The 21360-nt window shown below is 74.7% G+C and carries 19 protein-coding genes; 11 read left to right on the top strand and 8 right to left on the bottom strand.

Annotated features, from left to right (window positions below; genetic code table 11):
* Positions 1-589: alpha/beta fold hydrolase (locus FB388_RS17850; RefSeq protein WP_142103313.1), on the top strand; the 589-nt coding region annotated here is incomplete at its 5' end.
* A gap of 71 nt (positions 590-660) precedes the next feature.
* Complete coding sequence (locus tag FB388_RS17855) at positions 661-1491, top strand: CBS domain-containing protein (RefSeq protein WP_142103316.1); 831 nt, start codon at positions 661-663, stop codon at positions 1489-1491.
* On the opposite strand, the gene FB388_RS17860 is transcribed toward FB388_RS17855, so the two are convergent.
* From FB388_RS17860 to FB388_RS17870, 3 genes are read right to left on the bottom strand one after another with little or no spacing between them, the layout of a single operon-like run.
* Positions 1488-2519: an exo-alpha-sialidase gene (locus FB388_RS17860; RefSeq protein WP_142103318.1), complete on the bottom strand. Its 1032-nt coding sequence runs from the start codon at positions 2517-2519 to the stop codon at positions 1488-1490. The two genes, FB388_RS17855 and FB388_RS17860, sit on opposite strands and share 4 nt — an antisense overlap.
* On the bottom strand, positions 2516-3391 hold the full coding sequence (locus tag FB388_RS17865; RefSeq protein ID WP_142103320.1) for a dihydrodipicolinate synthase family protein: 876 nt from the start codon (positions 3389-3391) through the stop codon (positions 2516-2518). Before FB388_RS17865 ends, FB388_RS17860 begins: the two co-directional genes overlap by 4 nt.
* 30 nt (positions 3392-3421) lie before the next feature.
* Positions 3422-4093, bottom strand: a complete 672-nt coding sequence (locus FB388_RS17870; RefSeq protein ID WP_142103322.1) for a GntR family transcriptional regulator — start codon at positions 4091-4093, stop codon at positions 3422-3424.
* A 126-nt stretch (positions 4094-4219) separates the two neighbouring features.
* Here FB388_RS17870 and FB388_RS17875 point away from each other — a divergent pair, with 126 nt between their 5' ends.
* On the top strand, positions 4220-5569 hold the full coding sequence (locus tag FB388_RS17875) for an MFS transporter (RefSeq protein WP_142103324.1): 1350 nt from the start codon (positions 4220-4222) through the stop codon (positions 5567-5569).
* Positions 5570-5633: 64 nt separating this feature from the next.
* Here the strand turns inward: FB388_RS17875 and FB388_RS39460 are convergent, their stop codons facing one another.
* From FB388_RS39460 to FB388_RS17895, 4 genes are read right to left on the bottom strand one after another with little or no spacing between them, the layout of a single operon-like run.
* Positions 5634-10067, bottom strand: coding sequence for a hypothetical protein (locus FB388_RS39460; protein WP_170225714.1), 4434 nt, complete (start codon positions 10065-10067; stop codon positions 5634-5636).
* Positions 10060-10863 carry a hypothetical protein gene (locus tag FB388_RS17885; protein ID WP_142103326.1) on the bottom strand — a complete coding sequence of 268 codons (804 nt, stop codon included), beginning with the start codon at positions 10861-10863 and terminating at the stop codon, positions 10060-10062. Before FB388_RS17885 ends, FB388_RS39460 begins: the two co-directional genes overlap by 8 nt.
* On the bottom strand, positions 10860-12332 hold the full coding sequence (locus FB388_RS17890; RefSeq protein ID WP_425468564.1) for a hypothetical protein: 1473 nt from the start codon (positions 12330-12332) through the stop codon (positions 10860-10862). Before FB388_RS17890 ends, FB388_RS17885 begins: the two co-directional genes overlap by 4 nt.
* Before the next feature lie 28 nt (positions 12333-12360).
* Positions 12361-13059 (bottom strand): hemerythrin domain-containing protein, encoded by a 699-nt coding sequence (locus FB388_RS17895; RefSeq protein WP_246122149.1) that lies wholly within the window; start codon positions 13057-13059, stop codon positions 12361-12363.
* 68 nt (positions 13060-13127) lie between these two features.
* Here FB388_RS17895 and FB388_RS39970 point away from each other — a divergent pair, with 68 nt between their 5' ends.
* The 6 genes from FB388_RS39970 (at position 13128) to FB388_RS17920 (ending at position 17272) form a co-directional block, all read left to right on the top strand.
* A complete protein-coding gene (locus FB388_RS39970) occupies positions 13128-13304 on the top strand; it encodes a hypothetical protein (protein ID WP_211362089.1) in 177 nt (58 codons plus the stop codon).
* A gap of 157 nt (positions 13305-13461) precedes the next feature.
* Entirely contained in the window at positions 13462-14004 is a 543-nt protein-coding gene (locus tag FB388_RS17900) for a DUF1360 domain-containing protein (protein ID WP_142103328.1), read from the top strand.
* A 28-nt stretch (positions 14005-14032) separates the two neighbouring features.
* Entirely contained in the window at positions 14033-14662 is a 630-nt protein-coding gene (locus FB388_RS17905; RefSeq protein ID WP_211362090.1) for a protein-L-isoaspartate(D-aspartate) O-methyltransferase, read from the top strand.
* Positions 14659-15246, top strand: a complete 588-nt coding sequence (locus FB388_RS17910; RefSeq protein ID WP_246122152.1) for a hypothetical protein — start codon at positions 14659-14661, stop codon at positions 15244-15246. The genes FB388_RS17905 and FB388_RS17910 overlap by 4 nt, the downstream gene beginning before the upstream one ends.
* A gap of 2 nt (positions 15247-15248) precedes the next feature.
* On the top strand, positions 15249-15965 hold the full coding sequence (locus tag FB388_RS17915; RefSeq protein ID WP_281290502.1) for a metallophosphoesterase family protein: 717 nt from the start codon (positions 15249-15251) through the stop codon (positions 15963-15965).
* A gap of 8 nt (positions 15966-15973) precedes the next feature.
* A complete protein-coding gene (locus FB388_RS17920; protein ID WP_142103332.1) occupies positions 15974-17272 on the top strand; it encodes an erythromycin esterase family protein in 1299 nt (432 codons plus the stop codon).
* Positions 17273-17281: 9 nt separating this feature from the next.
* Here FB388_RS17920 and FB388_RS17925 read toward each other — a convergent pair whose 3' ends face one another.
* Complete coding sequence (locus tag FB388_RS17925) at positions 17282-18883, bottom strand: phytoene desaturase family protein (protein WP_142103334.1); 1602 nt, start codon at positions 18881-18883, stop codon at positions 17282-17284.
* 64 nt (positions 18884-18947) lie between these two features.
* Between FB388_RS17925 and FB388_RS17930 the strand changes: the two genes are divergently transcribed.
* Together FB388_RS17930 and FB388_RS17935 are read left to right on the top strand one after the other, a co-directional pair.
* A complete protein-coding gene (locus FB388_RS17930) occupies positions 18948-20321 on the top strand; it encodes a pyridoxal phosphate-dependent decarboxylase family protein (RefSeq protein WP_142103336.1) in 1374 nt (457 codons plus the stop codon).
* Positions 20322-20379: 58 nt separating this feature from the next.
* Positions 20380-21357 (top strand): ABC transporter substrate-binding protein, encoded by a 978-nt coding sequence (locus FB388_RS17935; protein WP_142103338.1) that lies wholly within the window; start codon positions 20380-20382, stop codon positions 21355-21357.
* The last annotated feature ends 3 nt before the right edge of the window (positions 21358-21360 follow it).

A 21360-nucleotide genomic window follows, 5' to 3' on the forward strand; every position in this document is an offset into this window, starting at 1 on the left:
TAAGGTCCTCACCACGCTGGACCTGCAGGATGCCGTGCTCGTCGGCTTCTCGATGGGCACCGGCGAGGTGGCCCGCTACCTCGCGCGCCACGGCTCCGGCCGGGTGGCGAAGGCCGTCTTCCTGGCCTCGCTCGAGCCGTACCTGATCAAGACCTCGGACAACCCCACCGGCGTCGACCAGTCCGTCTTCGACGGGATCCTCGCCACCGCCCGCAGTGATCGCTACGCCTGGTTCACCCAGTTCTACCAGGACTTCTACAACCTCGACGAGACGCTCGGGTCGCGGATCAGCGAGGAGGCCCTGCGCAACAGCTGGAACGTCGCCGCGGGCGCGGGCGCACTGGCGTCGTGGGCCGTGGTGCCGACCTGGGGCACCGACTTCCGGGCCGACATCGACAAGATCGACGTGCCTGCGCTCATCGTGCACGGCACCCACGACCGGATCCTGCCGATCGACGCCACCGGCCGGGAGTTCACCAAGCGCCTCCCGAACGCCCGCTACGTCGAGATCGAGGGCGCGCCGCACGGCATGCTGTGGACGCACGGCGACGAGGTCAGCGACCTGCTCGTGGAGTTCCTCGCGAGCTGACACGGGCCGCGGGTGATCGTCGGCCCGCTCATCGGGCTGACGATCACCGCCGGCGCCGCTACGGTCACCGCATGGCTCTGCGCGCACGGGACATCATGACGACCCGCGTGGTCACCGTCGGCCCCGACGACACCCTCGACGTGGCCGTGCACAAGATGACCGAGCTCAGGTTCAGCGCCCTGCCGGTGATCGACCGGAGGTTCCGGCTCGTCGGGATGGTCAGCCTGCTCGACGTGCTGCGCCACCGGGAGGAGGGCGGCACCGACTCGACACGGGTCGGCGCCGTGATGAACCCCGACGTGCTGTCCGTCCCACCGCGGGCGAGCGTCAGCCTGCTGGCCCACCGCCTCCGCTCCTACGGGGAGCTGCGGGTGATGCCCGTGGTGGACGGCACCGTGCTCGTCGGGATCGTCACGCGCAGCGACCTGCTGCGCGCCCGGTCCCGGCCCGGCCCGCTCACGCGCCTGACCCAGCGATTCCGCGGCGACGACGACCTCGTCGGCGCGCTGCCCATCCGCCGGAAGGCGCCCGCCCACCCCGGCACCGGCCGCGTGCGCGACGCGATGACCACCGACGTCGTCACCGCCCGCGTCACCGACCAGGTCGAAGCGATCGCCGCCCGGCTGGTCGAGCTGCGGCACCGATCGCTTCCGGTCGTCGACGAGCGACAGCAGCTGGTCGGGCTCGTCAGCGAGGCCGACCTCCTCGGCAAGGAGCCGCTGTCGGGGCGCGCGAGCGGCCGCACCGTCGGGTCGGTCATGACGAAGGACGTCGTCACGCTCTCACCGGAGGACTCCATCTCCAGCGCCCGGCTCCTCATCGCCGAGCACGGGCTGCGCATGGTGCCCGTGGTGGAGGGCGGCCGGGTGGTGGGTGTGCTGAGTCGGAGCGATCTCGTCTAGAGGGAGCCGACCGGCACCTCGGCCAGCACGATCCCGCGCCGCTGCCAGGTGTAGCTGACCAGGAGCCGATCGCCGTCGAGCACCGCCGTCGGGTAGGAGTACTCCCCCGCACCGCTGGTCACCACGCCGCCGTCGCCCGGGGCGAAGCCTCCTGCCGGACCGGCGCCGTCGTCGAGGACCAGCGCCCGCCGCCAGCTCCACCCGTCGTCGTCGGACACGGAGACCACGAGCGGGCAGCGCGGCCCCCAGTCGGTCGTCGACGGGTTGTGCACGCAGGCCACCCGGCCCGACGGCAGCGCGACGGCGGAGAGCCCGGAGTTGCCGTTCGGCAGTCCGGTGGGCTCGGCGGCCGTCCAGGTGCGCCCGCCGTCGGGCGAGCCGGACCGGTGCGCGCGGCCCTCGGTGCTGCGCATCAGCGCCACCGGACCGGAGCGGCCCCACCAGAGCGCGGGCTGGATGTGGCCCGCGCCCCGCAGGCCCGAGCGGTCCACGGGGATCGGCGCCCGCTCCCAGGTGCGCCCGCCGTCGGCCGAGACGTCGACGAACGGGCTGAAGCGTGGCCGCTCCCCCCACTCCTCGACCGAGGCCGGTGCGAGCCAGAGCCCGTCCGGCGTGACGAGTGGCGGGTTCTTCACCGGGCCGCGGCCGCCGGAGCGGTCGCCGGGCACCAGCTCCCGCACCGGTTCCCAGGTTCCGCCGCCGTCGTGCGAGCGGCTGACGAGCGTGACCCACTCCGAGATCCGGGCGCCCACCTTGCAGAAGAGCCAGAGCGCTCTGCTGTCTGCTCGCTCCGCGGAGCTCCGCTCGGTGTCGGGGCCGGGCGCGAGCACCGGGTTCCAGTGGGCCACGTTCCGCCCGGTGTCGAGCACGCGGGTGCCGCCCGGCCCGGCGACGTGGATCCGGTTGTCGGGCGTGCCCTCGCGGGTGCCGGCGAACCAGGCGACGACCGGGCGCCCGCCGGCAACCGCGACCGTCGAGGCGTGGCACTGCCTCCCCTCGTCGAGGGTCGGGAAGGAACGCGTGATCACGCGACCGGCACGGGCCCCGCGAGCCGGGCGATGCGCTCCAGGGCAGCGGGCGGGACGTCCGGGGACGGCATGCGCAGCGTGCCGGTGCCGTGGCCGAGGTGGCGCAGCGCCGCCTTGATGCCCTCGACCGTGCCCCCGAGGGCGTCGAGCACGGCGTCCGCGCGGACCTGGGCGGCCCGCTCGGCCTCGGCGTCCCCCGCGGCCACGGCGTCGGCCAGCGCCGTGAACGGCTCCGGGAACGCCGCCGACAGCCCTGACACGATCCCCGCCCCGCCTGCGCGCACGACCGCGGGCAGGGTGGTGTCGGCGCCGGACCACAGCCGGGCACCGGCCGGCAGCGCGGCGACGAACTCCGCGAGCCGCTCGTTCGCCGCCCCCGACAGCTTCACGCCGGCCAGCCCGACCTCCGCGGCCAGCTCGCCGAACCGCGCCGGGTCGAGGACCACGCCGGTGCGTTCGGTGAACAGGTACCCGTACACCAGCGCCTCGCCGGCCGCGTCGACCACGGCGGCCATGTGCCGGGCCACCGCAGCGGGGTCCACCGGGAGGTAGTACGGCGTCAGCGCCGCGATGCGGCGGGCACCGAGCCCGACCGCGTCGCGGGTGAGCGCCACCGACTCGCGGGTGCTCGCCGCACCCACGTGGACCACCACCCGGTCCGGGCCGTGGGCGTCGAGGGCCAGCTCGGTGAGCGTTCGCCGCTCGGCGCGGTCGAGCGCGGGGAACTCGCCGGTGGTGCCGGCCACGAACACGCCGTCGACGCGTCCCGCGAGCGCGGCGTGGTGCGCGACCGTGGTCTCCCGGTCGAGCTCACCGTCCTCGTCGAAGAAGGTCGGGACGGCGGCCAGCACCTCGGCCCTCGACTGCGGCATGGGTCTCCCTCGGTTCGTACGTTCTCGTGCTCAGGAGGCTCGGCGGGTGCGCTCGGCGAGCACCGTGCGCATGCGGCCGCACGAGCCGGCGAGGTGCTCGTCCAGCGCGGCCAGCGCGGGCTGGAGCTCGCCCCTGCGGACGATCTCGGCGAGGTCGGCGTGGTCCTGCGCGATCGGGTCGAGGTCGCGGTCGGTGGTGTTGGTGACGGCGAGCATCGCGGCGAAGAGCGGCCGGTGCAGCGCCCAGGTGGCGGCCAGCCTGCGGTTGCCGCCCAGGTCGTAGAAGCCGCTGTGGAAGTCGAGGTCGGCGGCGGCGAACGCGGGCGGGTCGGCATCGGCGGCCGCTGCGCGCATCCGGGCCACCGCGCCGTCGAGGGGCGTCCAGTCGACGTCCGCCCGCCGCGCGATCACGTCCTGCACCGCCCGCGACTCCAGTGCGCCGCGCACGGCGTACAGCTCGACGATGTCGTCCTCGGACAGCCCGCGGACGTAGACGCCGCGCCTGCGGGTCTCCACGAGACCCTCCAGCTCCAGCTGGCGCAGCGCGTCGCGGACCGGGCCGCGGCTCACCCCGAAGCGCTCGGCCATCCACCCCTCGACCAGGTGGGTGCCCGGCTCCAGCTCGCCGCGCACGATCAGCGCGCGCACCTGGGCGAGCAGCTGCTCGCCCAACGGCGGCCGGTGGACGGGGCTGACGATCATCGACGCTCCTCGTTCGGGTGGGGCCACCCTAGGCGCTCGCGCGGTCGACGGTCAACGTCAACCGTTGACGGTTAACCGTAGACGAGTCATAGTTCCCGCACCCACCCTCTCGAGAAGGGCTGTCGCATGGCCGCGACCGTCGCGCAACCAGATCGCCGCTACGCCTGGAAGGTCACGGCGTCGAGCTTCCTGGGCAACACGCTGGAGTACTACGACTTCCTGGTCTACGGCACCGCAGCAGCCGTCGTGTTCCCCCAGGTCTTCTTCCCCGACAGCAGCGGGTTCGTCGCGACCCTCGCCGCGTTCGGGACGTTCGCCGTCGGGTTCCTGGCCCGGCCCCTCGGCGGCCTGTTCTTCGGCCGCCGCGGCGACATGCACGGCCGCAAGAGCACGCTCCTCGTCACGCTCACCGTGATGGGCATCTCCACGATCCTGATCGGCCTGCTCCCCGGGTACGACACGATCGGCATCTGGGCGCCCGTGCTGCTGGTCGTGCTGCGCCTGGCACAGGGCTTCGCCGTCGGCGGCGAGTGGGGCGGGTCGATGATCATCGTGCTGGAGTCGTCGCCGCCGAACCGGCGCGGGTTCTTCACGGCGTGGCCGAACACCGGCGGGTTCTCCGCGCAGATCCTCATCACGCTGTCGTTCGCCTGGGTCTACACGCTGCCCGAGGCCGACCTGCTGTCCTGGGGCTGGCGGGTGCCGTTCCTGCTCTCGGCCGTGATCCTGGTCGTGACGTTCTGGATGCGACGCAGCCTCTCCGAGACCCCGGTCTTCCAGGAGTCGGTCGCCCCCACCACCGAGGAGCCGGGCGCACCGGCCGCCGCAGGCACGATCGTCGCGACGTTCCGCGACGACTGGCGCAACCTGCTGCTGATCCTCGGCCTGCGGTTCGCCGAGGCGCTCCCCTACTTCCTGCTCACCGTGTTCGCGCTGTCCTACGGCAACAAGGCGCTCGGGATCGACCGCGGCACCCTCAACAACGCCATCCTCGTGGTCTCCGTGCTGGCGTTCGTCTCACACGGCGTGTTCGCCGCGGTGTCGGACCGCATCGGCCGCCGCCCGGTCTACTTCTTCGGCTCCGTGGTCGTGTTCGTCATGGCCTTCCCGTTCTTCGGGCTGCTGCACACCGGGTCGTTCCTGCTGATCACGCTGGGCTACGTCCTGGTGCTCAACCTCGGGCACAACGCGATCAACGCGGTGCAGCCCGCGTTCTTCGCCGAGCTGTTCCCGGCCGACCGGCGCTACACCGGCGCCGCGGCGGGCCGGGAGATCGCCTCGATCCTCGCGGGCGGACTCACCCCGTTCGTCGCCACCGCCCTCGCCGGACCCGACGGCACCCGCTGGCCGCTCGTGGCCGGCTACGTGATGCTCGGCGCCGTGCTCTCCATGATCGCGGTGTGGAAGGCGCCGGAGACGTTCCGCCGCGACCTGCGCAAGACGAGCACCGAACCGAAGAGCGCTGCGGTCGGTTGACCGTTCCGACGAACGGCGCGTTGGTCGGAACCTATCCGACGAAGGCGCCGTTCGTCGGAAATGATCAGCCTGGAACGGGCTCCGGGCGGCGGTACACGCGAGCCGCAGCGACCTGGCCGCTGCCGTCCGGGGGGTCCAGTCCGGCCAGCTGCCTCGCCACGCGGTCGTCGACCGACAGGTACTTGCGGCCCGCCCGCAGGTCGGCGTCGTTGCGCAACCGGATGATCAGCGGGAACGCGCTCAGCGCGCCCGCGTCGAACAGGCCCGTCGTGTAGATCAGCTGCACGCCGAGCGCGCGGGCCACGCCGAACTGCAGCTCCAGCAGGTAGCCCGCCGACGCACGGCCGATCGGGTTGTCGAGGAAGAGCACGCCCGCGTGCGCGCGCCTGCCCTGCCCGCGCTGGTGGGCGCGCAGCGCGGCCATCGTGCAGTAGAGGACGATCGCGGCCGTCAGCTGCTGCCCGCCGGAGAACACGTCGCGGATCTCCGAGACCCGCAGCCGCTCGGTGCGCAGCACCGCGTCCGGCTTGAGCATCTCGACGCGCACGCCCTTCGGCATCGCCGCGCGCACGCCCCGCAGCAGGAGCGACATCCCGTCCCGGCGGTCGCGGGCGTTCCCGGCGCGCTCCCCGGCGGTGCGGTCCACGACCTCGCCGAGCTCCTGCAGCAGGGCAGCGTCGTCGATCTCGTCGAAGCGGATGCGCAGGAACTGCTGGCCCGACCAGTCCGACAGACCCTCGGGGAGCTCGGAGAGCCGTTGCGCGAGCCGCAGCGTGCGCAGGGCCTCCCCCACCATCCCCTGCAGCCGCGTGACGATCCCCGAGCGGTGCCGGCCGATCGTGGCGAGGTCGTCGTCGAGCGAGCGCAGGCGAGGTCGCAGGGCCTGCTCCCACTCGGCCGCGAGCCCCGGCATGTCCGCGCGGGCCACGCCGAGCAGGTGGCTGCGCACCGGGCTCGCCACCGAGGAGAAGCGGGTCTCCTGCGCGAACTGCGCCACCGCATCGACGGCCGTCCGCACCGCGCGCTCGGCGGCGGCCCGGTCCCGGGCCGCGTCCCGCACCGCGGCCCGCAGCTCCTTCCAGCGCGCCAGCGCGGCGTCGACGTCGCCGGCGAACGGCGCGGCGCCCGGCTCGGCGGCGCTCACCGCGGTGTCGTCCAGGCCGGCCACGACGTGCCGGAACCCCTCGGCCGACGCCTCGGCCGCCCGCCGCGCGGACTCGGCGGCGGTGGCCCCGTCCCGGGCGGCGCTCGCCTCGGTGGCGGCCGCCCGCCGGTCGCGCTCGGCCCGCTCGACCAGCTCGCGCCCGTGCTCGACGCCGGTGGGCTCGCCGTAGGGCTCGACCGACTGGGGACCGGCCGGGTAGCGAACGGCCTCGCGCTTCGCCACCGCGAGCTCGGCGCCCGCCTCCCGCAGCGTCTCCGCGCAGTGGGCGAGCACCGACCGGGCCTGGGCGGTCGCGGCCCGGCGGGCGGCGGGATCGGCCGCGTCGGGAGAGCGCAGCAGCGCGTCCGCGGTCGCCCGCACCTCGGCGGGCAGCTCGGCGAAGGCGCCCTGCGCGGCCCTCGCCTCCCGCTCCGCGTCGCCCAGGCGGGCGCGCAGGTCGGCATCGACCTCGGCGGCCGAGTACGCCGCCTCGGCGTTGCGGTACTCCGCCCGCAGCACCTCCAGCGCCACGTCCGGGGTCTCGCCGTCCGGCTCGCTGCCGTCGAGCGGCAGCTCGGCGAGCTCCGTGCGGCTCGAGTCGGCGACGGCCCGCTGCCGGTCGCGGCTGCGGCGGGCCTCGTCGGCGTCGTGGCGGGCATCGGCCGCCTCGGCACGCGCGGCCGCAGCCGCCGCCTCCGCGCGTTCGACGGCCGCGGTCGCGGACCGCACCTGCTCGTCCAGCTCGGGCCTGCGCCGCACCTCCGCCAGCAGCGGGGTGAGCGCCGCGGCGCGGGCCCGGGCCGTCTCGGCGGCGGCGGCGAGCCGGGGTGCGTCCTGCTCCAGGTGGTCGGCCCGCTCGTCGAGCGCGCTGACCTCGGCATCGGCCAGCTCCGCCTCCCGGGCAGCGCCGGCGAGGGCCGAGCGCGCGGAGTCGACGGTCTCCTCGAGCGCGTCGCGCTCCCCCACCGGGTGCCGCTCCCGCCAAGCGCGCAGCCGGGCGAGCAGGGCGCGGTCCGCTTCCAGGCGGACGCCGAGCGACTCCAGCGCCGCCGCACGTTGCGCGGTCTCGCGTTCCAGCTCCTCGCGGACCTGGTCGGCCGCCGCCTCGTCGACCATCGCCGGGTTGGGCGGCACCACGAAGTCGACGCCCGGGGCGCTCCCGCCGGCCTCCACGGCCGACGTGGCGCCCACGACCACCGCCGCGCACGGCAGCAGCCGCGCCCGCTCCAGCTCCTCCCGCGCCCGCGGTGCGTCCTCGGGGTTGTTGAGCAGCACGCCCGCCACGAGGTGCGGCAGCCGCTCGACGGCGGCCGTGCGCTGTGCCTGCGGAAGCGTCGCGAGGTAGCGCCAGCCCGAGTACGCCGTGATCCCGGCACCCTCCAGCACCGCGAGCACCTGCTCGATCTCCGCCGGTTCGGGCAGCAGCCCGCCCGCGCCGAGTGCGCGCAGCGCCCGCGCGTCGCGGTCCTGCGCGGCGAGCAGCTCGGTGCGCCTGCGGTCCCCCGCCCCGATCGCCGCGAGGAGGCGCTCGTCGAGGGCGGACGCGTCGGTGTCCGGCCGGATCTCCTCGACGCCGAGCAGCTCGGCGAGGCGCGGCTCGCCGGCAAGTGCGTCGCGGGCGGCGATGGCATCGGCCAACGCCGACTCGGCACGTTCCGCGGTGGCCCGCGCGGCGTCCTCGGCGCGCCGGGCCGTGCCGCGGCTCTCGTCGGCCGCGCGGCGGGCGTGCCGCAGGCCGGTCAGCTCCGCGTGCAGGGCACCGACCTCCGCCTGGGCCGCTTCCGCCGCGCTCTCCGCGGCCGCGCCCGCCGCGGCCACGTCCGCCCCCTCCGCGAGGTGGCCCGCGGTCACGGTGACGGCGGTGCGCCGCTCGATCCGGGCCAGCTCGCGGCGGGCCTGGTCGGCTGCAGCCCGGTGGGTGGCGGCGGCGCCGACCTCGGCCAGCTCGGCCGCCCGCGCGGTCTCGGCCCGCTCGTCAGCGGCGGCCGCCGCCTCCTCCGCTGCGCCGGCCGCGTCCTCGGCCTCGCGGACCATCGCACGCAGCCCCGCGGCGAGCGCGCCGGCTGCCTCCTGGCGGGCCCGCAGCGCCGGCCGCGCCCGCTCCTGCTCGGCGTCCACCACACCGCGCAGCCGGCGCGCCTCGGCCTCCGCCACCCGGTGGCGGAGCACCGGCTCGACGGCCTGCCACGCCGTGACCTGCCGCTCGGCCTCGGCGTGGGCGCGCCGGGCGGCCGTCTCGGCCTCCTGCGCCGCCGCCAGCTCCAGGGCCGCGACCCGGCGGCGCAGCTCGGTGGCGACCTCCTGCAGGCGGCGCTCCCGCACCTCGGCGGCCCGCACCCGCTCCTGCGCGGCGGCGTGCGCCTGCGCAGCAACGGCCAGCCGCTCGTCCTCCACCCGGCGGCGGGCCACGATCGCCGCGGCGAGCGCGCGGGCACCGTCCTGCGCCGCCGCCTCGTCGTGACGGGCGGCCGTGGCGCTCCGCTCGGCCTCCGTCAGGGGGCCGAGACGCGTCAACGTGCCGTCGACGAAGTCGCGCTCCTGCTCCAGGTCGGCCCGCTGCGCGAGGCGCGTGGCGTAGCCGGAGACGAGGTCGGCGAGGTTCTGCGGCTCCTCCGGGTCGAGCACGGCGCGCAGCAGGAAGTCGACGAACGCCTCGTCGGTGGGGAACGCGAACGCCTCGGCGGCCTCGCCCTCGCCCGCGTTCATGGCGCGCTGGTAGCGGAAGAGCTCGGGATCGAGGCCGGTGTCGGCGAGGTGACGCGTCCAGTCACGGGGCCCGGTCTCCCAGACGAGCTCCAGCACCGGCAGCGCGCGGTGCTGGTCGGTGAGCCGGTCCTTGAACCCGGTGGTCGTGACGCGGCGGCCGTCGACGGTGAAGGGCAGGTCGTCCAGGCCGAACCCGGGGGCGGGCCGGAACGAGTACCAGGCGGCGCCGAGCTTCTCCGGGTCGAGCGACGTGACGTGCCCGCGCCACTCCGACACCTTCCCGGTGACGAGCAGCTGCCCGGTGCCGGTGTGCATCCACTCGAGCACGACGTGGGCGACGTCCTCGCCGAGCACGAACTTCTCCAGCACCGTGGTGCTCGTCGTGCCGACGACCTGCCGCCGCCCGGGCAGGAGCACCGAGAACACCAGCTTGAGCAGCACCGACTTGCCGCCGCCGTTCTCCAGGAACAGCACCGACGCCGGGGACGGTCGGCGCGGCACGCGCTCCAGGTCGTCGGGTGCGAACAGGTCGGCCTGCTGTGCGGCCTGCACTCCTGCGCCCACGCCGCGCAGGTCGAGCGTGACGTCCTGGTAGCGGGCCCCGGGCGGGCCCACGGAGAACAGCCGGACGCGGGAGAGCTCATACATCGGGCGCCTCGAGTCCCTGGGCGTTCGGGGCGCGCAGCGCGCCGCCCGCCGTGGCGACCGGGAGCACGCCGAGCTGCAGCAGCTCGTCGAACGCGCGCTGCGCGGCGAGCTCGCGCACCTGCACCTGGTAGCGCGGGGTGGTGCGGTAGACGCCGCCCTCGGTGCCGACGGCCACGAGGAAGCCCTGCTCCGCGAGGAACCGCAGGGCCTTGCCGACGATCCCGCGGGTGGTCGCCTCGCCGGCGCGCCCGTCCTTCGTGGCCGTCGCCTCCGGCCGGCGCAGCCACGCCCGCCACGCCGCCTCCAGCTGCGGGGCGTCCGAGAGCGGGTCGGCCTCGCCGCCCGCCGTCCGCTCCTCCAGCGCCCGGCACGCCTCGCGGACCGCGCCGTCCACCTGGTCGACCGACACCCGCCCGACGTAACTGTCGTCGCCGAGGTCGTCGGGCCGCGGGAACGCCAGCGCGGCGGCGGCGAGATGGGCGAGGCCGTGCAGCATCTTGTCGGTGTGGCGGTTCTGCAGCACGGTGCGCCGGGCGTACTCGTCCATGCGGATCTCGAACACCGACTCCTCGACCGCGGCCAGCACGATCCCGGACTGCGGGCCGACCGCGAGCACGACGAGGCCGAGCCCGGCGGCGACGCGCTGCACGGTGTCGGCGAACCCGTCGTCGTCGCGGTAGCGGCGCACCAGCTCGCCGTAGCCGGCGTCGCGCGACGGCAGCGCCTTCGGCCGCATCCCGTGCGCGACGAGCCGCGCCGCGGACTCGACGTCCTGCGGCTGGATCTCGCGGGTCATGCGACCTCTCCGACGTCCGGTTCGCCGCCGAGCACGCCCGCGGTGGCGACCAGCAGGTCGGCGCCGCCGAACTCCGGGTCGCGCAGCACGGTGCCGTCGTCGAAGGCGAGCAGGACGGCCGGGTCGCCCTGGTTGCGCGCGGTGCCGACGCTGGAGCCGACCGCGTGCACGACGCGCAGCGCCACGAGCGTTGGCAGGTCGGGGTCGATCTCCCGCGCCTCGGCGAGCAGCTCGGACAACCGCCGCGCGCCGTGGTCGGGTTCGAGCAGCCGGGTCGACTGCTTCCAGAGGTCCTCGCCGAACCGCTCCACCGTCGCCGGCGCCAGCTCGGGCTCCACCACCGGCTCCCCCAGCGGGTCGCGCTCGACCGGCGGGGTGAGCAGCGTCTCGACCAGCCCCGTCAGGCTGGGCACGCTCGGCACCCGCACGCCCGCCCCGGCCCCGAAGAACGCGGCGGCCGGGCCGGCGGCGGTGGCGGTGTCCAGGGCGAGGCACGGGCGCAGGAGCTGGCCGAACACGTCGATCGCCGCCCGCTTGGGCCGTCCGCTGAACTGCTGGCGGTCCTGCTCCGCGCGGAACGTCGCGCCCGCCTCCTGCAGCCGCGCCTGCAGCTGGGTGTGCCGCTGGATGCAGTCGGCCACGACGTCGACCAGCTCAGCGGCCTGCCTGCGCCGCCCCGGCTCGGTGGCCTCGTCGCGGGCGTCGGCGATGTTGGCGAGGATCGCCGTCTCGGCCCGGTAGCGCGACTCGATGTGGGCGAGCGCCTCGTCGAGCAGCGCGGGCACCGCGGAGAGCCAGTCGACCGACCGGACGTCGCGGCGGGTCGCGTCGAGCTTCTGGCGCAGCGCCTCCGCGTACTGCACGGTGCGGTAGCGGGCCTGCTCGGCGGCGAGGCGGGCGTCGCCCAGCCGGCCCCGGGCGATCAGGTTCTCCAGCTTCACCTCGGCCGCGACCTGCGCCGACTCGACGTCGGTGTCCAGGGCGCCGACGAGCACGTTGATCGCCTCGTCAGAGGCACGCAGGTACACCTCGCCGTCCGGGGCGGCCACCTCGACGAGAAGCTTGAAGTCGAACCGGCGGCGCACGTAGTGCCCGTCCTCGGTGAAGCTGCCGTAGTCGACCTGGAACCCGCGGTCCAGGCTGCCCACGTTGATCAGGTTCTCGATCACCCACTGCGCGACGCGCTCGTGCTCCCCGGCGGGCGCGGCGGGCGCCTGCGCCGCGACGAACGGCCGCAGCCGCTTCACGACCTGCGCCTGGTCGGCCCCGTGGTCGAAGTCCATGGCGAGGGTGACCTGGTCGATCGCCTGCAGCGCGATCTCCGCCATCTGGTAGCGGGTGGCGTCCACCCAGTCGAGCCGGGTCTTGCGGGCGTCCAGGTCGTGCAGCGGGGCGGTGCAGGCCAGCGCCTTGAGCCGGCGGGTGACCCCTTCGTCCACCGCCCGCAGAGCGCCCCCGTCCGAAACCACGGAGGGGCACTCTACGGGCGGCCGGACCTCAGTTGCTGCGGTGGGTGAGCCGGTCGCGCAGCCGGTCGACCAGCCCCACACCCGGACCGACGAGCTTGTGGAACAGCTCGCTGTTGGGCGCGTTCGGGTGCGGGCGGGTCGGCGCGACCTTCTTCGCCGTGTTCACCTTCTCCCGCAGCCGCACCAGCTCCTCGTGGGACACGTGCTCACGCAGCTTCGGGAACTGGTCGGACTCCTCGTCGTGGGCGTGGTGGCGCAGCTGTTCGGTCATCTTCCGCACGAGGTCGTCGAAGCGGGCCTCGGAGGCGTCGACGGCCTCCAGCTGCTTCATGGTCTCCTCGAGCTCCTTGTGCTCCTCGATGTCGTGCTCGACCTCCTTCTCCCCGTCCGGAACGTGCTCGCGCATCGCCGGGTAGACGTACATCTCCTCGGCGATCGCGTGCCGCACGACCTCCGCGATGACGGTGTCGGCGAGATCGCGTTTCTCGGCCGGGTTGCTGCTCCTGGCGATGCGGTCGAGCAGGTCGAGCGCCTCCCGGTGGTCCGTGGTCAGTTCGCTGATGACATCCGTGGTGGTCTGCTGCGCCACGACGGGCTCCTTCCTGCCGGTTCGGGAACCCGGGTGGTACCCCGCCTGCCGGGACCCAACCTGGCGGGACCGGGTGACGGCGACGCCTGCCCGCAGCCAGGTCCGCAGCAACCGGCGCTGCGTCAGCTGTCGATCCACCGACCGGTGGGTACCCCTGACCCGAGTGCACAACCAGCCGCTCGACGTCCGGATCGGAGGATCGAGGGATGACAACCGCACACCCGCATCGGTGCCACCCGCCACGGCGGGCGCTGCGCGGCACCGTCTACACGTGCTGGTGCCGGCGCCGCTGGGTGGCGTTCGACAGCGTCACGATCCGAGACGGAACCGTCTCCGCCCTGAGACCCGACTGGAGAGCGGTCGCCGGAGTGGTGGGCTTCTGAGCGCAGCTGCGCCTGCGACGAGGGCGAGCACTCGCCAGCCCGCCTTCTCGGCATCGGCGACGGCCGCGTCGAGGCCGTCGGTCCCCACGCGAGCCGGTTCGCACTCCCACTCCCGGGTAGCCCCCGGGGCGGCGCCGACACGCGGAAGGACCGACACATGACCCAGACCCGCACCACCCGGCCCTGGACCGGCCTCGCAGAGGCGACGAGGGACGAGGCGGACGCGTACCGCAACGGTCAGGACCGCCCGCTCGGGGGCTACGTGCTCGTGATGGCGCTCTTCGCCGCGTTCGTCGCGGGCGCGGCGGGCCTGGCGGCGGCGTCGGGACGCCGGCTCCCGGACGGCATCGGCCCGTGGGACCTCCTGCTGATCACCGCCGGCACGCACAAGCTCTCCCGAACCCTCAGCAAGGAGGCGGTCACGAGCCCGCTCCGCGCGCCCTTCACGCGCTACGCGAGCACCGGCGGACCGGCCGAGGTGATGGAGGACGCCCGCACGGCGAGCGGGGTGCGCCACGCGGTCGGCGAGCTCGTCACCTGCCCGTTCTGCCTCGACGTGTGGATCGCGACCGGCTTCGCCTTCGGATACGTGTTCGCGCCGCGGGCGACTCGCCTCATCACCGCGACGTTCACCGCGCTCGCCGGGGCCGACTTCCTCCACCTGCTGTACGCGAAGGGCCAGCAGGCCGCCGAGGCATGACCTCCGCCGGGGTGGGAACTCGGTCAGCGTGTCCAGCCGCGCCGACCGGGAACGGGCCGCGATGGTGCAACGCCTGCACGCCCGCGGGATAGGTGACGCCCGCGTGCTGGACGCGATGCGGCAGGTGCCGCGGGAGCGGTTCGTCCCCCCGTACGTCGCGAGGGCGGCCTACCGGGACAGCCCACTCCCCATCGGCCTCGACCAGACGATCTCCGCGCCGCTGGTCGTCGCGTTGAGCGCGGCCGCGCTGCAGGCCGGGCCCGACGCGCACGTCCTCGAGATCGGCACCGGATCGGGGTACGGCGCCGCTGTTCTCTCCCGGTGCCACCGCTCGGTGGTGACGATCGAACGCCACCCCGAGCTCGCCGACCGGGCCGCCACCGTGCTCGCGGTGCTCGGCTACGACAACGTCGAGGTCCGCACCGGCGACGGCACGCTCGGAGCGCCCGACCGGGCGCCGTTCGACGGGATCGTCGTCACGGCCATGGCCGAGGACGAGCCGCCGCGAGCGCTCCTGGACCAGCTCGCCCCGGACGCCGCGCTGGTCTGCCCGGTCGGCCACCTGGGGCACGGCACGCTCGTGCGGTACCGGGCAGGACGCAGCGAGGAGCTGGGCGCCGTGGCGTTCGTACCGCTGGTGACGGGAGGTGCGATGTGACGGTCTCCACCCCGGGACCGGGCGAGAGAGCGGACCAGGAGCTGCGGGCCGCCCTGAAGCGGGTCGCCACAACGCTCAAGGCCGCAGGCGTCTCGTTCGCCCTCGCAGGCGGCTACGCGTCCTGGGCCCGTGGCGGCCCCGAGCCGGTCCACGACGCCGACTTCGTACTCGTGGAGGAGGACGTGCCGCGCGCCCTGCAGGCGCTCGCCCACGCCGGCCTGCGCGTCGAACACCCGCCGGAGGACTGGCTGGAGAAGGTCTACGACGGCGACGCGCTCGTGGACCTGATCTTCCGGCCGGCCGACCGGCCCGTCACGCGGGAGCAGCTGGCCGACGCGGACGAGCTGCGCGTGGACTCCGTGCTCATGCCGGTGCAACCGGCCACCGAGATCCTCGCCTCGAAGATGCTCGCGCTCAGCGAGCACTCGTGCGACCTCGCCCGGCTCTTCCCGCACGCTCGCGCACTGCGCGAGCAGGTCGACTGGCCCGCGCTGCGGCGGGAGGTGAAGCAATGGCCGTTCGCCCGGGCGTTCCTCGAGCTGTGCGACGACCTGGACATCCCACCCAAGGAGGAGACGTCGTGAGCATCCGGGTGGCCGCCGTCGGCGACATCCACCTCGGCGAGGGCATGCACGGCTGCTACACCGACGACGTCGCCGCGCTGGAGGGCACGGCGGACGTGCTGCTACTGGCAGGCGACCTCACCCGCCACGGCACGGTGGCCGAGGCGAAGGTCGTCGCGGGTGAGTTCGCCGGCTCGCCGGTGCCGGTCGTCGCCGTGCTCGGCAACCACGACCTGCACTCCGACGAAGGCGACGGTGTCACGGCAGCACTCGCGGATGCCGGCATCGTCGTGCTGGAGTGCAGCTCGACGGTGCTCCACCTGGACGGCGTCCGGCTGGGCGTCGCGGGCACCGTCGGGTTCGGCGGCGGGTTCCCCAACGGGATGGTGGCCGACTTCGGGGAGCCGGAGATGAAGGCCTTCGCCGCCCGCGGCCGTGCCCTCGCCGCAGGTCTCGGCGAGGCGCTGCGCACGCTCGACTGCGACGTCACCGTCGCCCTCATGCACTACGCGCCGGTACCCGAGACGCTCCACGGCGAGCCGCGGGAGATCTACCCGTTCCTCGGCAGCCACCTCCTCGCCGACGTCATCGACAGCTGCGGGGCGGCGCTCGCGCTGCACGGCCACGCCCACGCCGGCTCACCCGACGGCCGGACCCCTGGCGGGGTGCCGGTGCACAACGTCGCCCGCCCCGTGCTGCACCGCCCGTACCGCGTGTTCACAGTCGAGCCGCAGGAGTAGGAGGACCGATGGACGACCCGGCCGACGTCCGTGCCCTCGCCCGGCCGCTGCAGAGCGACTCGCACCTCGATCCCCTGGTCGAACGGGCGGGCGACGCCCGGCTCGTGCTGATCGGCGAGGCGTCGCACGGCACCCACGAGTACTACGCGTGGCGCGACCGGCTCACCCGCAGGCTCGTCACGGAGAAGGGCTTCGGCTTCGTCGCCGTCGAAGGGGACTGGCCGGACTGCCGCCGCCTGCACCGGGCCGTGACCGGAGGACCGGAGGACGTCGACGAGGCCCTCGGCGGGTACGACCGGTGGCCGACGTGGATGTGGGCGAACAGCGCCGTGCGCGCCGCGATGAACTGGCTGCGGGAGCACAACGCCGAGCTGCCGCCGCAGCGGCGGGTCGGCTTCCACGGGCTCGACGTCTACAGCCTGCAACGGTCGATGCGCGAGGTCGTGCGGTGGCTGCGCGAGCACGATCCGGACCACGCGTCGGCGGCGCTCGACGCCTACGCCTGCTTCGAGCCCTACGGGCCGGACCCGTTGGCGTACGCCCGCGCGACCCGCTGGGTGCCGGAGAACTGCGAGGACGCGGTGATCGAGGTGCTGCGGGACATGTGCGAGCGCCACGGCTCCGATGGCTCCTCCCCCGGTGAGGCGGACCAGCGGTTCGTGGCCGAGCAGAACGCCGCGGTCGTCGCGGGCGCGGAGCGGTACTACCGGGCCGCGGTGCGGGGCGGGCCGGACTCCTGGAACGTCCGCGACGTGCACATGGCCGACACCCTCGACCGGCTCCTCGATCATCACGGACCCGGTTCGAAGGGAGTCGTCTGGGCGCACAACACCCACATCGGCGACGCAAGGGCCACCGACATGGCAGCCGCCGGGATGACCAGCCTCGGACAGCTCGCCCACGAGCGCCACGCCGACGACGGGGTGGTGCTGGTCGGTTTCGCCGGCCACCGCGGCGACGTCGTGGCGGCATCGTCGTGGGGCGCGCCAGCCGAGCGCCTCCCGGTGCCGCCCGCACGCGACGGCAGCGCCGAGGACCTCCTGCACCGGGCGCTCGGGGACGAGCCGTCCCTGCTGGTCTTCCCGGAGACCTACGACCAGCCACGATGGCTGCGCACCTCGTTCGACCACCGGGCGATCGGCGTCGTCTACCACCCCGACCAGGAGCGCTGGGGCAACTACGTGCCGTCCACGCTCGGCGACCGGTACGACGCGCTGCTGTGGTTCGGCGAGACAACGGCGCTCGAACCGCTGCGCGCCGAACCGGCGGACGACCCCGAGCCGCAGACCGCGCCCACCGGGCAGTGATCACGGCTGTCACCCCGGCCGCACGGAGATCATCCGGCGCAGGCGTTCCCGGGGCGTCGGGGTGAGCAGCCTGCCTGCGACGAGGTGGCCGGAGGCTCCGCCGAGACCCGGCCCCGGATGCGTCGACGCGCCGATGTGCCACAGCCGCGGCACCGGCGTCGCGTGGCCGGCGCGCCAGATGAAGTTCTGGTCCAGCTCGGCCGAGCCGCCGTACGGGTCGCCCGCGACCGCGTTCGGGTTGTACGCGGCGAGATCGGCCGGGGTGATCACGTCGGTGCCCACCACGAGGTCACGCAGCCCCGGCGCGTGTGCCGCGACCCGGTCGAGGACGCGGTCGGCGTAGCCGCGGGCGAGGGTGGCGTCCCACCCCGCCGAGACGTCCAGCTCCCCCGCCGCGTCGCCGACCGGCGCGAACGGCACCTCCTGCAGCTGCAGCCAGAGCGCCGCGGCCCCCGCAGGCACCCGGGACGGGTCCAGGACGTGCTGCTGGCCGACCACCACCGTCGGGCGCCGGGGCAGCAGCCCCGCCTCCGCCTCGGCACATGCGATCGCCGTGGAGGCCGACCCGTCCGACACGTGCACGAGCGGCACGGCGGCAAGTGCCGGGTCCCGCCACGGCACCGGTGCGGACAGCGCGACGTGCACCTGCATCGCCGCCCGACCCGGGCGGAAGCGCGCCGCATCGCCCGCCACGGCGGCCGGCACGGCACCGGGCGGCAGCAGCGACCCGTACAGCGCGGGCGGGGTCACCGACGCGAGCACCGCCCGTTCGGCGGTGATGCTCCAGCCGTCGCCCGCGACCCCGGCGGCCGCCCCGTCCTGCAGCACCACCCGCTCGACCCGGCGCCCGGTGTGCACGGTGACGCCCCGCTCGGCCAGCAGCCGCTCCCACGCGCTCACGAAGTTCCCCGCGCCCCCGACCACGACCGGGAGGCCGGCGGCGTGCATGGTCGCGGCGAAGACCGGCACCATCAGCCCGCCGGACGCGCTGTCGGGCGCGAGGCCGGCGTGCAGCAGCCACGGCGCCCAGAGCCGGTCGGCCTCCGGGCCCCGGAAGTGGGTGCGCAGCCACGCCCGCCCGCTGGTCGCCACCTCCCGCGCGTAGGCGGTGAGCTCGTGGCGGCCGCCGGCGCGCGCGAGGCCCCACAGCGGACCGAGCACACCGGGCGAACGCAGCTCGCTGCCCAGCAGGCCACCGATGTGGGCGGCGTGCGCACCGAAGCGCTGGATCGCCGCCCGGTAGGCGTCGCGGTCGGCGGGCTCGGCGAAGCCCGCCACGGTCTGCTCGACGTCGCGGTGGCCGATCGTCACGTCCCCCGCGTCGGACACCGACGCGGTGACCGGACCGTCGGAGTTCGCGTACTCCAGGCCGTGCCGGTGCAGGTCGGCGCCCAGCTCGGCGTACACCGGCCCGGTGACGAAGAGCGGGTGCCACGAGGAGTAGGTGTCGTGCCGGTAGCCCGGCACCGTGCGCTCCTCCCCCGCCACGAACCCGCCGACCCGCGGGTGCTGGTCGACCAGCGCCACCGACCACCCGGCACCCGCCAGGCGGGCGGCAGCGGCCATCCCGTTGATCCCGGCCCCGACGACGACGGCGTCGACCCGCTTCATGCTGCCCCCTGCGATATCCTCATCGGACGCGTCCGGGGGCCCAATCTATTCGTACGATCCGGCGATGGATCTCGGATCGCTCCTGCAGCGCGCCGCGGAGGTGGCCGCGGACTACCGGGCCTCCCTGCCCGACCGGCCCGTGCAGGCGCCATGTGACCCGGACACGCTGCTGGAGCGGTTCGGCGGCCCGCTGCCCCGCACCGGCACGCCACCGGCGCAGGTCGTGGAGGAGCTCGTCGCGGCTGCCGACGGCGGGCTGATGAGCAGCGCCGGTCCGCGCTACTTCGGGTTCGTCGTCGGGGGCGCGCTACCCGCCGCGACCGCCGCGGACGTGCTCGCCGTCGGATGGGACCAGGCCGCCTTCAACAACGCGCTCTCCCCCGCGGCCGTGGCGGCCGAACGCGCCGCGAGCCGGTGGCTGCTCGAGCTGCTGGGCCTGCCGCCGACCGCGACGGTCGGGTTCGTGACCGGCGCGCAGGCCGGCAACACCGTGGGCCTGGCGGCCGGGCGCCACCACGTGCTGCGCGAAGCGGGGTGGGACGTCGAGCGCGACGGCCTGCAGGGCGCGCCCCGGGTGCGGATCGTCGCGGGCGAGGAGCGCCACGCGACGATCGACCGGTCCGCGCGGCTGCTCGGCCTCGGCTCAGCCGCGATCGCGCTGGTGGCCGCGGGCCCGCAGGGCGCGATCGACCTCGACGACCTGCGCCGCGTGCTCGCCGCAGGCCCGGCCGGGCCGACGATCCTGTGCCTGCAGGCCGGCAACGTCAACACCGGCGCCTGCGACGAGCTGCGCGCGGCGATCGCACTCGGCCGCGAGCACAGCGCGTGGGTGCACGTCGACGGCGCGTTCGGGCTGTGGGCGGCCGCCGCGCCCGGCCGCGCCCACCTCGTCGACGGCGCCGAGCTGGCCGACTCGTGGTCCTGCGACGGGCACAAGTGGCTCAACGTGCCCTACGACTGCGGCTTCGCGATCTGCGCCCACCCGGAGGTGCACGTCGCCGCGATGAACTACACGGCGAGCTACCTCACCGGATCGGGCGGCCCGGTGCCGATGCCGGGGGACCTCGTCCTCGAGTCGTCGCGGCGCGCCCGCGGGTTCGCGGTGTGGGCCGCGTTGCGCGAGCTCGGCGCCGACGGGATGGCGGAGCTGGTGGAACGGTGCTGCCGGCTGGCCGCCCGCTTCGCCGCCGGTCTCGCGGCGGGCGGGCTGGAGATCGCGAACGACGTCGTGCTCAACCAGGTCCTCGTCTGCTTCGGCGACGACGCCCGCACCGACGCCGTGATCGCCGCCGTGCAGCGCGACGGCACGTGCTGGATGGGCGGCACCACCTGGCGCGGGCGCCGCCTCATGCGCATCGCGGTGTCCAATGCCGCGACCACCGAGGAGGACGTCGACCGTTCGGTGGCCGCAGTGCTCCGAGCGGTCGAACCTGTCTGATGTGTGCGTTAACATCTGCGCGCCGCGATGGCGCGAGCAGGAACGAGGGTGACGAGCGATGGCGCGTGTGGGTATCGGCCGGCTCCGGGCACGGCTGGTGGCGACCGGGATGGTGCTGGCGTGCGCGCTGGCCGCCGGATGTAGCGAGGGCGACCCGGTCAACACCGAACGCGGCGGCGCCGGTGCCCAGGTCAAGACCATCGGCCTGATGGTGCAGGACCTGTCCAACCCGTTCTTCCAGTCGATGGCCAACGGCGTGAAGTCGGGAGCCGAGAAGATCGGCGCCACCGTCAACGTCCAGGACGGGCGGCAGGACCTCGGCGCCCAGAACGAGCAGATCGACGCGTTCATCCAGCAGCAGATCGACGTGCTCCTGATCAACGCCGTCGACTCCGACGGCATCGGCCCCGCGGTCGAGCGGGCCAAGGCGGCCGGCATCAAGGTGGTGGCGATCGACGTCGCCGCCCGCGGTGCCGAGGCGCAGGTCACGCTGGACAACACCGCGGCCGGCAACCTGGCCTGCACCTACCTGGCCGACCAGATCGGCGGCGCAGGCGACATCCTGCTGATCAACGGCACGCCGATCTCGTCCGTCCAGGACCGCGTCACCGGCTGCAAGCAGGCGCTGCAGAACTACCCGCAGATCAAGATCGTGTCCGAGCAGAACGGCGACAACGGGCGCGCGAAGGCGCTCACCATCGCCACCGACATGCTCACCGCGAACCCCACCGTGAAGGGCGTCTTCGGGATCAACGACCCCACGGCGCTCGGTGCCACGCTCGCCGCCCAGCAGGCCGGTATCAACGGCCTCGTGATCGTCGGCGTCGACGCGTCCCCGGAGGCGGTCGCGGAGCTGCAGAAGCCCGAGTCGATGTTCAAGGCCACGGCCGCCCAGGACCCCAACACCCAGGGCGGCATCGCGCTGGAGATGGCGCAGAAGCTGTTCGCGGGCGAGGCTCTCGAGCAGCAGTCCGTGCTCGTGCCCACGGAGATGATCACGCGCGAGAACCTGGCGCAGTACAAGGGCTGGCAGTAGAGA

It is taken from the genome of Pseudonocardia cypriaca (assembly GCF_006717045.1).
Classification (GTDB): domain Bacteria; phylum Actinomycetota; class Actinomycetes; order Mycobacteriales; family Pseudonocardiaceae; genus Pseudonocardia; species Pseudonocardia cypriaca.

Excerpts from the sequence above, each read along its gene's own strand:
- FB388_RS17855 (WP_142103316.1), top strand. The coding sequence starts at position 661 with ATGGCTCTGCGCGCACGGGACATCATGACGACCCGCGTGGTCACCGTC.
- FB388_RS17865 (WP_142103320.1), bottom strand. The coding sequence starts at position 3,391 with ATGCCGCAGTCGAGGGCCGAGGTGCTGGCCGCCGTCCCGACCTTCTTC.
- FB388_RS17870 (WP_142103322.1), bottom strand. The coding sequence starts at position 4,093 with ATGATCGTCAGCCCCGTCCACCGGCCGCCGTTGGGCGAGCAGCTGCTC.
- FB388_RS17875 (WP_142103324.1), top strand. The coding sequence starts at position 4,220 with ATGGCCGCGACCGTCGCGCAACCAGATCGCCGCTACGCCTGGAAGGTC.
- FB388_RS39460 (WP_170225714.1), bottom strand. The coding sequence starts at position 10,067 with ATGTATGAGCTCTCCCGCGTCCGGCTGTTCTCCGTGGGCCCGCCCGGG.
- FB388_RS17885 (WP_142103326.1), bottom strand. The coding sequence starts at position 10,863 with ATGACCCGCGAGATCCAGCCGCAGGACGTCGAGTCCGCGGCGCGGCTC.
- FB388_RS39970 (WP_211362089.1), top strand. The coding sequence starts at position 13,128 with ATGACAACCGCACACCCGCATCGGTGCCACCCGCCACGGCGGGCGCTG.
- FB388_RS17900 (WP_142103328.1), top strand. The coding sequence starts at position 13,462 with ATGACCCAGACCCGCACCACCCGGCCCTGGACCGGCCTCGCAGAGGCG.
- FB388_RS17920 (WP_142103332.1), top strand. The coding sequence starts at position 15,974 with ATGGACGACCCGGCCGACGTCCGTGCCCTCGCCCGGCCGCTGCAGAGC.
- FB388_RS17925 (WP_142103334.1), bottom strand. The coding sequence starts at position 18,883 with ATGAAGCGGGTCGACGCCGTCGTCGTCGGGGCCGGGATCAACGGGATG.
- FB388_RS17930 (WP_142103336.1), top strand. The coding sequence starts at position 18,948 with ATGGATCTCGGATCGCTCCTGCAGCGCGCCGCGGAGGTGGCCGCGGAC.
- FB388_RS17935 (WP_142103338.1), top strand. The coding sequence starts at position 20,380 with ATGGCGCGTGTGGGTATCGGCCGGCTCCGGGCACGGCTGGTGGCGACC.